General features: G+C 68.0%; 11 protein-coding genes. 1 reads left to right on the plus strand and 10 read right to left on the minus strand.

Going from position 1 to position 12887, the window contains the following annotated elements; translation table 11 throughout:
• Window positions 1–143: 143 nt before the first annotated feature.
• From RM25_RS00360 to RM25_RS00400, 9 genes are all read right to left on the minus strand, one after another.
• Window positions 144–1001: a glycosyltransferase gene (locus RM25_RS00360; protein WP_013159988.1), complete on the minus strand. Its 858-nt coding sequence runs from the start codon at window positions 999–1001 to the stop codon at window positions 144–146.
• The gene (locus RM25_RS00365) at window positions 998–1960 is read right to left on the minus strand and encodes a glycosyltransferase (protein ID WP_044635846.1); all 963 of its coding nucleotides are present in this window, start codon (window positions 1958–1960) and stop codon (window positions 998–1000) included. Before RM25_RS00365 ends, RM25_RS00360 begins: the two co-directional genes overlap by 4 nt.
• Window positions 1961–2183: 223 nt before the next feature.
• Complete coding sequence (locus tag RM25_RS00370) at window positions 2184–2600, minus strand: thioredoxin family protein (protein WP_036940972.1); 417 nt, start codon at window positions 2598–2600, stop codon at window positions 2184–2186.
• Window positions 2601–2604: 4 nt separating this feature from the next.
• Window positions 2605–3114 (minus strand): DUF4395 domain-containing protein, encoded by a 510-nt coding sequence (locus RM25_RS00375; protein ID WP_044635847.1) that lies wholly within the window; start codon window positions 3112–3114, stop codon window positions 2605–2607.
• A gap of 1118 nt (window positions 3115–4232) precedes the next feature.
• Window positions 4233–5027, minus strand: a complete 795-nt coding sequence (locus RM25_RS00380; RefSeq protein WP_036940975.1) for a lysophospholipid acyltransferase family protein — start codon at window positions 5025–5027, stop codon at window positions 4233–4235.
• Complete coding sequence (locus RM25_RS00385) at window positions 5027–5833, minus strand: SDR family NAD(P)-dependent oxidoreductase (protein WP_044635848.1); 807 nt, start codon at window positions 5831–5833, stop codon at window positions 5027–5029. The genes RM25_RS00380 and RM25_RS00385 overlap by 1 nt, the downstream gene beginning before the upstream one ends.
• Before the next feature lie 102 nt (window positions 5834–5935).
• The gene (locus RM25_RS00390) at window positions 5936–7126 is read right to left on the minus strand and encodes an acetate/propionate family kinase (protein ID WP_044635849.1); all 1191 of its coding nucleotides are present in this window, start codon (window positions 7124–7126) and stop codon (window positions 5936–5938) included.
• 160 nt (window positions 7127–7286) lie between these two features.
• Complete coding sequence (pta, locus tag RM25_RS00395) at window positions 7287–8819, minus strand: phosphate acetyltransferase (RefSeq protein WP_044635850.1); 1533 nt, start codon at window positions 8817–8819, stop codon at window positions 7287–7289.
• Window positions 8820–9418: 599 nt separating this feature from the next.
• Entirely contained in the window at window positions 9419–10726 is a 1308-nt protein-coding gene (locus tag RM25_RS00400) for an ISL3-like element ISPfr1 family transposase (protein ID WP_013159941.1), read from the minus strand.
• 224 nt (window positions 10727–10950) lie between these two features.
• On the opposite strand from RM25_RS00400, the gene RM25_RS00405 reads away from it, so the two are divergent.
• On the plus strand, window positions 10951–11316 hold the full coding sequence (locus tag RM25_RS00405) for a hypothetical protein (protein WP_044635851.1): 366 nt from the start codon (window positions 10951–10953) through the stop codon (window positions 11314–11316).
• A gap of 140 nt (window positions 11317–11456) precedes the next feature.
• On the opposite strand, the gene RM25_RS00410 is transcribed toward RM25_RS00405, so the two are convergent.
• On the minus strand, window positions 11457–12767 hold the full coding sequence (locus tag RM25_RS00410) for an ISL3-like element ISPfr18 family transposase (RefSeq protein WP_044635852.1): 1311 nt from the start codon (window positions 12765–12767) through the stop codon (window positions 11457–11459).
• Window positions 12768–12887: the final 120 nt, after the last annotated feature.

The raw sequence follows: 12887 nt of genomic DNA on the forward strand, positions 1-12887 counted from the left end.
GCCGGTACCCTCGCCACCACAGATCTTTTGGACGTTATCATGCGCGGCCGCACGATCCGGGCGCGCGAAACCGGCCCCCAGCGCGCCCACGGGCGCTGCGGCGAACAGGCGTCGCGCCTGCTCGCGCGACGGGCCGGCAGCTCTCAACGCCTGCCCACCAGCCTCATCATCGTGCGGTATGCACGCTGCCGCAGGCCGGTGGGGACCAGGCGGTACAACCCACGCACCGCGACATTGCGCGCCCCCACCAGGTGGCTGACGAATCCGGAGCGCACGAAGGCTCGTTGCAGCGCCAGCTCGCTGCCCAGCATCTCGACGCCGCCGCGCCGCTTGTAGGCACCCGATCCCACCCGGTAGAGCACCAGCGGATCGGGCAGGTTCGTCACCCGCGCGCCGCACTGCAGCATGCGGGCGAACAGCCAGTAGTCCTCCATCTTGGACAGATGCTGGTAGCCACCCGCACGGGCGACGGCACTCTTGCGGTACACGACGGTGGGGTGGTTGAAGGGGTCGCGGAAGTGGGCCACCCGGCGGATCTCGTCGCCGTCCTGGGGCAGCCGACGGACCATGCCCGGATGGTGCTCGTCGTCGTTGAATTCCTGGATGGCCGAGCCCACCAGGTCGTAGCCGTCGGGCTCGCCCGGCGCGTCGCCGGCGATCACCGGGAGTTGGCGTGAGAACCGGTGTGGCACCGAGATGTCGTCGGCGTCGGCGCGAGCCACGATCTCGTAGCGGCATGCCTCCAGGCCCAGCTCGAGGGCGGCGGCCAGGCCCCGGTTCCGGTTGATGCGCACCAGCGTCACGGGGATGTCCCCCACGGCACTGCCGTCGGACGCGTGGGCGATCACCTCTTCCAACTCGGGCGGCACCGGCCCGTCGCGCACGATCACGATCTCATTGGGACGCAGGATCTGGTCGGTGCTGATCGACGCCAGTGCGCGGGCGAAGAACTCCGGCTCGTCGCCGGCGTAGACCGGCAGCAGCACGCTGAACGCCGTCATGCGGGCTCCTTCGCCAGGGCCTCGATGTCCGACTCGGCGGGGGTGCCGGCAAGCACCCGGCCATTGCTGCGTGGCCCGGCGCGCAGTCCGTCGCGCAGGCCGGTGCGCAGGCCACGCGACAGCACCCGGCGGTTGCCCGAGGTGCGCAGCGTGTGCGCCCAGCGCCGCAGCGTCGACGCGCCGTAGATCAGCTTCTCCCAGCGCGTCAGGGCGCGGGAGCGGGTGAACAGCCAGACCTTGTTGCGCACCTCCTGGTAGAAGCGCGGCCCCGGATCCGCCCCCGAATCGCCGAACGCCCGGGTGAGGTGGCGCACGCGGCTGGCCGGCACGTAGAGCCCCTCATGGTGGCGCAGCAGGCGCGCGGTGTACTCGAAGTCGTCGTTCCACAGGAAGTAGTCGGCCATCGGCAGGCCGCATTCGCGCACTGCCTCGGCGTTGATCAGGATGGACACGAACGACGCCGAGCGGATCGGGCGGCATCCCAGCCGTGCGGCGTCGGCCTTCTCGCGGGGCGAGGCGTCCAGTCGGGTGCGGGGGGTGTTCATGGGGTGCTCGCGGCCGTCGGACCAGTCGGCGCGGCTGGCCAGCACGGCAAGCTCGCGGGGATAGAGCCGGGCCGTGTCGAGAAGGGCCTGCAGGGCGGTGCTGGTGGGCACGGTGTCGTCGTCCATGATCCAGATGCCGTCGGCCCGCTGACGCGCCATGGCGGCGGCGATGCCGGTGGTGAAGCCGCCTGCCCCACCGGTATTGGTGGGCATGGTGATCACCTCGGTGACCACCGGGTGATCGCGGGCGATGTCGCCGGAACCATCGGTGGACGCATTGTCCACGACGATGACGGCATCGGCCGGCCGGGTCTGGCCGGCCAGGCCATCAAGGCACTGGGTGAGCAGCTCACGACGGTTCCAGGCCACGACCACCGCAACGATGCGGGGCGGGTTACCGGGGGTGGGCTTCATGCGCTCAGCCTAGCGATTGCCACCGACATTCCGGGCGCCTGTCGGATTGCCGCGGGCCGCCGATGCCGGGGACGGGCCGGCGGCCGGTCGCGCGCGGTTCCCGGTAGTCGCGGGGGCATGTCCAGGGTGCCGTGATCCGCATCGGGGCGCACAAATGGGCGCGAACTCCCCGCAGGGAGCCGCGCCCATTCGCGTCGCCGAAGGCCTCGCGGGGACGGCGACGTCAGGCGGCCTGTAGTTCCGCCAATGCGTCGACGAACTCGGCCTTGCGTGAGGGCCCGACGAAGCGATAGCGGATGGCGCCATCGGGGTCGAGCAGGAAGACGGTGGGGGTGCGGTTGATGCCGAACTCGCGCACCAGGTCGAGGCGTTCCTCGCCGTCGATCTCCACGTGGTTCACGTCGTCACGCTGGGCGGTGAGGCCCGACAGCAACCTGCCGGTGGCCACGCACGGCGCGCACACCTTCGACGAGAACTGCACGAAGGTTGCGGTGGAACCCAGCGGTGTGCCGAGCTCGGTGGGGCCCAGGGTGGGTTCGTCGAGGGCGGCCTCACGGGCCCGGCCGTCGGTGAGCTTGCGGTAGCCGCCGAAGGCGAGCACCACGGCCACCGCGCCGATTGCTACCCATAGTCCTGTCATGGTGTCATCCCGTCTGTGTGGCGTTGCCGGTGGAGGGCCGGGAGCTGCCGAAGAGGCGCTTGCCCAGCAGGTACATCTCGCACCCGAGGCAGAACCCGAACAGCGCATTGAGGCCCGCTGCCACCAGGGCGAACGCGACGGCCACGTAGAACAGCACCGGCAGCGAGAAGACGACGCCGGCAAGTCCGGCGATGGCGAAGGCCAGTCCGACGCCCTGGGCGAAGCGGGGCGCTGCGGCGTCCTCGAATTCGCTGGCCGGTGCGATGCGCGGACGCACGACGCTGCGGAAGAACAGGCCGTAGGGCTGGCGCGAGACGCCCAGCACCGCGCCCGCCGCGAAGGCGAGCGTCTGGATGGCCAGCACGATCACGCCGGGCCACGGGCCGAGCACGAGGGCGGCGATGAGCAGCACCGAGGTGATCGCGGCGCCGAAGCGGGGCCCGCGCACGTCAACCTGCCCGGGGCCGGGCCGGACACGCCCGGTGAGGGGAGCGGAGGCAGCTGTTGCAGACATATGGAAACTCCTGAAGCGGAAGGAACTGTGAAGGTGAGGGGGATTGTGAGGGGGCCGGGATCGGGGGACTGCTGGCATCGGGTCGGTCATCGTGCTGGGGCTCCCGGGTGGTGACCCCGCGGCGATCCCGCTCGGGTCTGGTGCCTCCGGGAGTCGGTCGGGGCGGGTGAATCCCTGCGCGACACCAGTTGGGGAGAACCGGTGTGGACAACCAGTTGTGTGGATCACAAGTGGGGAACCAGTGCGGGGAATCCGGTGTGAGGGCCGAGGGGTCCGTACCCGGTTCGGTAGGGGCCGGGTCCTCACGAGCGGGACCCTTCAGGAGCTGGGTGCTCCCGGGCTCTGGTCCTTCCGGAGCCGAGCGATCTCAGCGGGGTGGACGTCGCACAGGTCCGGTTGTTCCGGGTTGGTGGGTGCGTCCACGGGGATGCCAGGCGTCAACGCCGATGATTCAGCAGCGGACGGTCAGCTGGCTCAGCAACAACAGGAATGCGAAGAGTACGCAGAGCTCCGCACGGCGGCGAGGGCAAGTACCTGATGCATGTGTTGAGAGTAACACCGTGCGTTCAGTGCACCAAGGGTGATCAGCCAGCGGCTGACAGGCGCGCGAAGGGCTGCGGGTTCTTGGGGCTGCTGGTTCTTGCCGGGCGCCCATGTCCACTTAGTGCTCGGTGGGGCGGGCGTCGGCCGGTCAATCTGCTTCAGGGAGGACTTTTACGTCGTCTACCCTGCAAAAGTCCTCACTGAAGCTACTTCGCGCTGCGGACGCCGGGTCCTGGCTCGTTTCGCCGCCGGTTTTCCCCCTGAGTGGGCAGTTGTGCGGTAATGACGCCGCACAGGTGTCCACTGAGTGCTCGGTGGGGTGGGCGTCGGCCGGTCCACAGAAGATAGGTGCGGATAAAGCACTGTCTACGGTGCTCAATCCGCACCTATGTGTGCCCGGTGTGTGCTCGGGCCGTCCGATCATGGTCTGGGACGCGCACCCGCCGCGGCCGAATCGCGCCGCAGGAGTCGCCACACACCGGATCACGGCCCGGGACGACCACCCGCCGCGGCCGAATCACACCGCAGGAGTCGCCACGCACCCGATCACGGCACCCAATCACGGCGCACCGCACCTACTCGTCGTCGCGGTGCTTCTTGTCGCGGGAACGCTTCTTCTTCTGCTCGGCCTCGATGTCCTTCTTGGCGCCCTCGATGGCGGCCAGGTGCATCATCTCGGCCTGCGTGGGCATCGAATAGGCGCGCGCCGTGGTGTCGTGCATCTCGATGATCTTGCGGCGCACCCGCTCGCTGAAGGCATGCGCGATCTCGCCGGGGTCGGCCCGCATCGGCGAGCCGTAGACCACGTGCACGTCAGGACGCCCGGGCACCCAGCGCGCCCGGCTCGGCGGCCACGCCGCCCAGGCACCCACCAGCGCGACGGGCACGATCGGCACATTGTGCGAGATCGCCAGCGCGGCCGTACCCGGCTTGAACCGACCCATCCCGCCAGTACGCGACCGCGTGCCCTCGGGGAAGATCAGCAGCGAGATGCCGCTCTCGAGCAGCGCCGACGCCAGGCCGCGATGGCCATGCATCGAGCCGCGGTCCACGGGGAAGGCGTTCATCAGCAGCTGCGTGCCGAAGGCCTTGTACCAGTGGTTGAAGAAATAGTCGGCGGCCGCACCGGTCGCCAGGTTCTTGGTGAGCCGCTTGGGCATCGTCAACATCACCAGGGGGCCGTCGAAATGGCCCGAATGGTTGGGCGTCACGATGAACGGCGACTCCAGCCCGTCAAGGTGTTCCAGCCCGTGCACGTGCACCTTGATGGCGGCGTCGACGGCAGGCCTTATCAGCGCCATCCGCACCATATTGCGGGCGATGGACGCCGTCGTCGACTTGTACAGCTTCGGGTTGCGCGCGAGATCCATCAGACGTCCTCCGGGCGGGGCTCGTCAGGGCCGCCGATGCGATTGTTGTCGTGCTCCGACTGCACCCAGTGCGACACCCGGCGGGGAAGGGCCAACGGCCCGTGCTGCAGCACCCAGGCGGCGAAGCGCCAGCGCAGGGTGGGCACCGACCGCACCTTGCCGCGTCGCACATCGGCCAGGGCGAGCCTGACCACCGATTTCACCGGCACCCACACCCAGTCGGGGATCCGCGGACGATCAAGGCCCGCCGCCGCATGGAATTCGGTCTTCACCCAGGCGGTGATCGTCACATTGGCGTGCACCCCCGTGCCGTCCAGACGCGCCGCCAGGCCCTCGGTGTAGCTGTTCACCCACGCCTTGATGGCCGCATAGTTGTCGGCCGGGATGAGGGAGTTCATGCTCGAGATGTTGATGATCTCACCGCGGCCGCGCTTGACCATCTCGCGCGCCGCCGCACCCGACAGCACCAATACCGCCAGGCACATCAGGTCAAGGGCCCGCACCTGCCCCGACCAGTCGTCGCTCAGCAGGTCGTCGTGGGCGGCGAATCCGGCGTCGTTCACGAGCAGGTCGATGGGCCGGTCGGCGAAGACCTGCTCGACGCGGGCGATGTCGTCGTGGTCGGACAGGTCGGCGCTGAGCTCGTGCACCTGCACGCCGAACTTGTTGCGCACCGCACGGGCGGCCGATCCCAACCGCTGTGGGTCGCGCGCCACCAACACCAGGTCGTATCCGCGGCGGGCGAGCTCGGTGGCGAATGCATAGCCGATACCGCTGCTGCCGCCGGTGACCAGTGCAGTAGGCATGTTCTCCAATCTAGCCGAGAAGCGGAGCGATTGACGTTCCACAGGAGCGCAGCGGACGGCCCGCCGGGTGGTGCCGGGCGGGCCGTCCATCAAGCAGTGGGCTCAGGAAGCCAGCAGATGCTCGGTCTGCTTGGCCATGGCGAGCTCCTCGTTGGTGCGCACCACCAGTACCTTGACCTTCGACTCGGGGGCCGAAATCAGGTGCGGGGCCTTGTCGCGGGCCTCGTTCTTGGCCTCGTCGAGCACCACGCCCAGGCCGGCGAGCCGGTCGCAGACCATCTTGCGCACGAACGACGAGTTCTCGCCGACGCCCGCGGTGAAGGTGAGCGTGTCCAGGCGGCCCAGCAGTGCTGCGTAGCCGCCGATGTAGAACACCAGGCGGTGGATGTACACATTCATGCCGGTGACGGCGGCCTCGTCGCCCTTCTCGAAGGCGGCCTCGACGTCACGCATGTCGGTGTCACCGGTGAGTCCGAGCATTCCCGAGTTCTTGTTGAGCTCGGAGTCGATGCGCTCGGTGCTCCAGCCCTCGGAGCGTGCGGCGTAGGCGAACACGCCCGGGTCGATGTCACCCGAGCGGGTGCCCATCACCAGGCCGGCCAGCGGCGTGAGGCCCATCGACGTGTCAATCGGCTTGCCACCCTTGATGGCGCTGATGGACGCACCGTTGCCCAGGTGGCAGACGATCTGGTTGAGCTCGCCGAGGTCGGTGCCCACTACGGCCGGCACCTGCTGGCTCACGTACTGGTGGCTGGTGCCGTGGAAGCCGTACTTGCGGATGGCGTTGCGCTTGGCCAGGTCGCGGTCGATCGCGTAGGTGTAGGCCTCTTCGGGCAGCTGCGTGAAGAAGGCGGTGTCGAAGATGGCCACGTGGGGCACATTGCCCAGCAGCGACTGCGCTGCCCGGATGCCCTCGATCACGGCCGGATTGTGCAGGGGCGCCAGCGGCACGAGCTCCTGCATGGTCGCGATCACCTCGTCGTCGATCACCACGGGTGCGGCGAAGCGGTCGCCACCGTGCACGGCACGGTGTGCCACGGCGGTCACGTTCTTCAGGCCGGGGCCGTGGTCGTCGAACATCTTGAACACGGCCTGCAGCGCCACGGTGTGGTTGTGCAGCTGCGGGGTGATGGTCCACTCCTGGCCGTCGGTCTCGTGGGTGACGATGCCGTTGCCGGCGTCACCGATGCGCTCGACGAGGCCCTTGGCGAGCACGGTCTCCTCGTCCGGGTCGATCAGCTGGTACTTGATGGAACTGGAACCACAGTTGAGCACCAGGATGGGCTTGGCCATGTTTCTCCTTGTCAGTGCGTATTGATGGGGCAGTGTTGGTGGGGCAGGAGGTGCGGGGTGTTGCGGGTGCGGCGGGCAGCCCGGTGTCGGGCCACCCACCGCGGGGCATGCGTGGTGCGGGCGCGTGGACGCCCATGGCGTCGCGTCCGCAGCCGCTGGATCAGGCCAGCGGGCCGGTCTCGCCCTGTGCCTGGATGGCGGTCATGATGATCGTGTTGACGATGTCGTCAACGGTCGCGCCACGCGACAGGTCGTTCACGGGACGTCGCAGTCCCTGCAGCAGCGGTCCGACGGCCACCGCGTTGGCGGTGCGCTGGGCCACCTTGTAACCGATGTTGCCCGAGTTCAGGTTGGGGAACACGAACACGGTGGCGTCGCCGGCCACCGGGTTCTCGGGCATCTTCTTCTTGCCGACGACCGGGTCGATGGCGGCGTCGAACTGGATCGGGCCGGCCAGCTTGGCCTGCGGGTCGCGCTGGGTGGCGAGTTCGTAGCCCTCGCGCACGGCGTCAACCTCGGGGCCCTTGCCGCTGGTGCCGGTGGAGTAGCTGAGCAGTGCGATGCGCGGATCGATGCCGAACATCTTGGCGGTCTCGTTGGAGGCGATGGCGATGTCGGCCAGCTGCTCGGGGGTGGGGTCGATGGTGACGGCGCAGTCGGCGAACAGCAGCACGCGGTCGGCCAGGCTCATCAGGAAGGCGCCCGACACGGTCTTGGTGCCCGGCTTGGTCTTGATGAACTGCAGGGCCGGACGGATGGTGTTGGCGGTGGTGTGGTTGGCGCCGGACACGAGGCCGTCGGCGGCACCCATGTACACCATCATGGTGCCGAAGTAGGCGCCGTCCTTCATGGTCTCGCGGGCCTGGTCGAGCGTGACGCCCTTCTTGGCGCGCAGCTCCGCGAACTTGGCGGCGTAGCTCTCGATGAGCTGCGGGTCGTTCATCGAGATGATCTTGGCGCCGCTCACGTCGAAGCCGTGTGCCTTGGCGTTGGCGATCACTTCGTCGCGCTCGCCGAGCAGCACGATGTTGGCGGTGCCGCGGGCGAGGGTGATGCTGGCGGCCTCGAGGATGCGCAGGTCTTCGCTCTCGGGCATCACGATGGTCTTGAGCTCGCTCTTGGCGCGGCTCATGAGCTCATAGTTGAAGTGTGCCGGGGTGCGGGTGGTCACCTTGGTGGCTGCGGCATTGGCCAGCAGCGGCTCCAGGTTGCCGTCCAGGCTGGCGGTCGGCAGGCCGTTGAGGGTGGGGGCGGCGCCGTTCGTGAATACGACGCCGGCCACGGTGGCATGTTCCTTGGCGAAGGCCGCGGTGGTGGTGCAGGCGTAGGCCGCAGCGAACTCGGGGCCCTGCGCGGCATCAACCACGAGGATCACCGGCAGCGCCAGGTCGGCGGCGAGGCTGGCGTTGAGCGCCAGCTCGGTGGGTGCGGTGGGGCCGGTGTAGTCGGTGCCCACCGCGACGACTGCTCCGTCGATGGCGGCGCAGCGCTCGAGGATGGCCGCGCGGGCGGCATCCTCGTCGTTGGTGAAGTCGGCGAAGGTGGCGCCCACCGCAGCGCCGGCCGTGTGGCTCAGCGGGGTGAAAACCGTGGTCGAGGATTCCTGGCGTCCCAGCGCCTTGGCAATAGCCTGTGCCGCGGAATTAAGGTCAACGCGGCCGTCGGGGGACGCAACAAATACAGATGTGGTCACAGGCTGAGAATACGCCGTCCGTGCTGCGACTGCCCGCGGTCCAGCCAGACGCGGGTTACCGGCGATGTTCCTGCAGCCTACGCCTGCCGGCGAGCAGGCTGGTGCTTCGTGACGCCCGGTGCGGTCGGGCAGGGTGCCCTTGCCGGGTGGACGCGCCCACGGTCCGCCGGGACTCACCGATCGCCCCATGGCAGATTCCAGTGGCGGAGCAGTGCCATCAGGAGAATAACGGTGCAATTCTTCGCGCTGGGAAGAATCGCATTGTGATCCGCCGGTTCCGACGCGGGTATCTGCTTGGATTTCCTTCACGGGTGTACATCGCGGAGGATGTGGCCACGACGAACTCGTGAAGGCGGGAAATATGGCATGCCCGCAATGCGGGCGAGCATCCGCGGCTTCGCGGTGCTCGGCGCGGCGATGACAGTGATCCTGTCAATGTTCTCTGTTCAAGAGTAAATAGAAGGCGGCCGGCGGCTGCTAGGTCGGTGTAGCTGCCCGTTCTTCGGGCCGTATTGGCGTCTCGCCAGGGGGAGATCCCTCTTTGGTGATCACTTGCGCCGAAATACGCATGATCCATTGGTGGGAGGATATGAGGCTCTTCACGAACGAGGGTGTAGCGCGGGTCTGAATCCGCCGGCTTCGAGCAGCGACCGAGCGATGTAGTGGCTGAGGTTGCGGAAGCCGAGGGCCGTGCCGCGGAGGTGTTCGAGTCGGCCGTTGATCGCTTCGGTGGGGCCGTTGCTGGTGCCGGGGCGGTCGAAGTAGCCGAGCACGTCCGAAGCGCGCTGTGTGAGGGTGCGGGCGAGTTTGCGGATCTCGACGAGCTGCTCCGGGACGCTGGCGCTGATCTTGTCGATCGTGTGCGCGAGGAAGAATCTGCCCAGGCCGCGGTCCTTGTCCCGGTAGGCGGTGATCATGTCTTGGTAGATGCCCCACGTCGCTTCGACCTCGACGTGCCTGTCCTCGGCGAACAGGGCATCTAGCCGCGCCTGCTGCTTGTCGGTGAGCAGACCGGCACCGGTGAGCAGGGTCCGTCTGGCCTGGTAGAGCGGATCGCCCTTCATGCCCCGCCGGCCGAAGACGTCGTGCTGTACCCGGCGTCGGCAGTTCTCCAGCGCGTCACCGGCGAGCCGGATCACGTGGAACGGATCCATGACCGGGGCCGCGTCGGGCAGTTCTTCGGCGGCGGCGGTCTTGAACCCGGTGAATCCGTCCATGGCGACGACCTCGATCCCCTCTCGCCAGGGCTTCGGTCTGGCGGCGAGCCAGGTCTTGAACACGGCTTTCGAGCGTCCGGCGACCATGTCCAGCAGCCGTGCCGGGCCGGTCTTGTCGCGCACCGGGGTCAGGTCGATGATCACGGTCACGTACGTGTCGCCGTGGCGGGTGTGTCGCCACACGTGCTCGTCGACGCCGATCGTGGTCACGCCCTCGAACCGCGCCGGGTCATCGATCAGCCGCCGGCGGCCCTCGGCGAGGATCGCGTCGTTCGCGGCGGACCAGGACACCCCCAGCCCTGCCGCGACACGCGTGACCGAGAGATGATCGAGGACCAAGCCCGCCAGCCCCCACGCCAACCCACCGCGGGAGATCTTCGCCCGTACCGGCGCGGCGGCCGTGGTGTCTTGCCGCCAGACCCGCCCACACCCGCAGCATTTGTAGCGCCGGACCCGGATCAGCAGGGTCGTGGGCCGATGCCCGAATGGCTCATGCGCGAGCCGACGGATCACCGTGTCGCGCGGGGCGCCCTCGCATCCACACTCGCGGCACCACCGGTCCGGCTCCACGACACGGCACTCGATCACCGCCCGATCCGGGTCCAGACGCTGCCCGACAGCCTCCAGGCCGAGCTCGTCGAGACCGCAGAACGTGGTCAGGCAAGGTGTAGTGAAAGTAGGGTGTGACACGTCGAGGTCTTCCGGCAGATGGCGAGTGTGAGAACTTCCATCCTCAGGGAGACCTCGACCCCTACCCGGCCACCGACACGCTCAACCCGCTACACCCTCGTTCGTGAAGAGCCGGATATGAGTCAGTGAAATCAATGCGCCTTTATTCGAAGATGGCATTTCTGGGCCTGTGCGTCAGTCTCTTGGCAGTTGGTGGCTGTTCAAGAAGCCACGACGATAATTCGATGGACGGATTCCAGACCGAGGCGGAGTACAACGCCGAGGCGGCGAGTCTCGCCTGGCCTCCCGGACGTTCCGCTCCAAGCCCCTGGCATCACCTGGAGACCGATGTCCACAACGAGAAGGGGGTCGGCGTCACCGACGCTGACCGTCAGTGGCTCTGTGCCTGGGAGGTCCATTATTTGGAAGATCCCGCCACGCGGGGCGGTAGTGCGCTGGCCGAACTCAAGAAATTCAAGGGCCTCCACGCCTACACCAAGGCCTATGACGTTTCTGCGAAGGAATCGTTTGACAAGGCCCTCGGCTCGCTGGAGCTCGGCGATGCGGGTCCCTTGCAGCGGGACGTCACTGTGAACTGCATGGTCGAATGACGCCGCTTCGGGGAGCTCCAGGCAGGACGCCTGCGCCGCGCGGGTCTGACCGACGAGCGGGTGATGATGGCGTCCACGCGCGTGCACTGCAATTTCAAGGGTGGGAAGGTCCCATCAGGTGATCAAGGTAATAAAGCGGCTCATCGCGAATGAGAGTGTAGGAGCGGTCTGAATCCGCCGGCTTCGAGGAGCGATCTGGCGACGTAGTGCGTGAGGTTCCGGAAGCCGAGGGCGGAACCGCGAAGGTGCTCGAGCCGGCCGTTGATGGCCTCCGTTGGGCCGTTGCTCGTTCCGGGGCGGTCGAAGAACGCGAGGATGTCCGCGGCGCGCTGCTTCAGCGTGCGGCCGAGGCGACGGATCTCTTTGAGCAGCGCGGGGACGCCGTTGCTGACAGAGTCGATCACCGCCCGCATCATCTCCTTCGCCTTGTTCTTGTCGGGTTCGCGGTAGGCGGCGACGATGCGCTGGTAGATGCCCCAGGTCGCTTCGACCTCGACGTGCTCCTCGGCGGCGAACACCGCGTCGAGCCGCGCGGTCTGTTTCTTGGTGAGGAAGCTCGCGCCGGTGTGGAGGGTGCGGCGGACCCCGTAGAGCGGGTCGCCGGCGTGACCGCGGTGCCCGAGTGTGTCTTGCTGGACGCGCTGCCGGGTCCGGTCGAGCGCGTCGCCGGCCAGGCGGACGACGTGGAACGGGTCCATCACCGGGACCGCGTCGGGGAGCTCTTCGGCCGCGGCGGTCTTGAACCCGGAGAACCCGTCCATCGCGACCACCTCGATCCGGCTCGACCACTCCGCAGGCCGGGCGGCGAGCCACTCCTTGAACACCTGCTTCGAGCGGCCCTCGACCATGTCCAGCAGCCTGGCCGGGCCCGTCTTGTTCCTCGCGGGGGTGAGGTCGATGATCACGGTCACGTACTTCTCGCCAAACCGTGTGTGACGCCAGACGTGCTCATCGACACCGATCGTGGTGACCCCGTCGAACCTCGCCGGGTCGTCGATCAGGCGACGCTTGCCTTCGGCGATGATCGCGGTGTTCGCGGTATGCCACGACACCCCGAGCCCTGCTGCGGCGCGGGAGACGGTGAGGTGGTCGACCACGATCGCCGTGAGTGCCCACCCGATCCCGCCGCGGGAGATCTTCTCCCTGGGCGCCGCCGCCTTCGACGTGTCCTGCCGCCAGGTCCGGCGGCAGTGCGTGCACCGGTAGCGGCGCACCCGGACCAGCAGCGTCGTCGGCCGATGCCCGAACGGCTCATGCGCCAGCGGCCGCGTCACCGTGTCACGCGGCACGCCCTCCGCGCCGCACTTCCGACACCACGGGTCGTCCTCGACGACGCGGCACTCCAGCACCGCCCGATCAGCCTCGAGCAGCTGCCCGACGGCTTGAAGGCCGAGCTCGTCGAGACGGCAGAACGTGGTCAGGTCAGGGGTCACGAACGTAGGGTGGTGCAAGTCGAGGTCTTCCGGCGGATGGTGAGCGTGAGAACTTCCATCCTGGAAGACCTCGACGCCTATCCGCGAACCAGCCGGCGGTCCCGGGCTACACCCTCAACTGCGAAGAGCCCCGTAAGT

This window comes from Propionibacterium freudenreichii subsp. freudenreichii (assembly GCF_000940845.1).
GTDB lineage: Bacteria > Actinomycetota > Actinomycetes > Propionibacteriales > Propionibacteriaceae > Propionibacterium > Propionibacterium freudenreichii.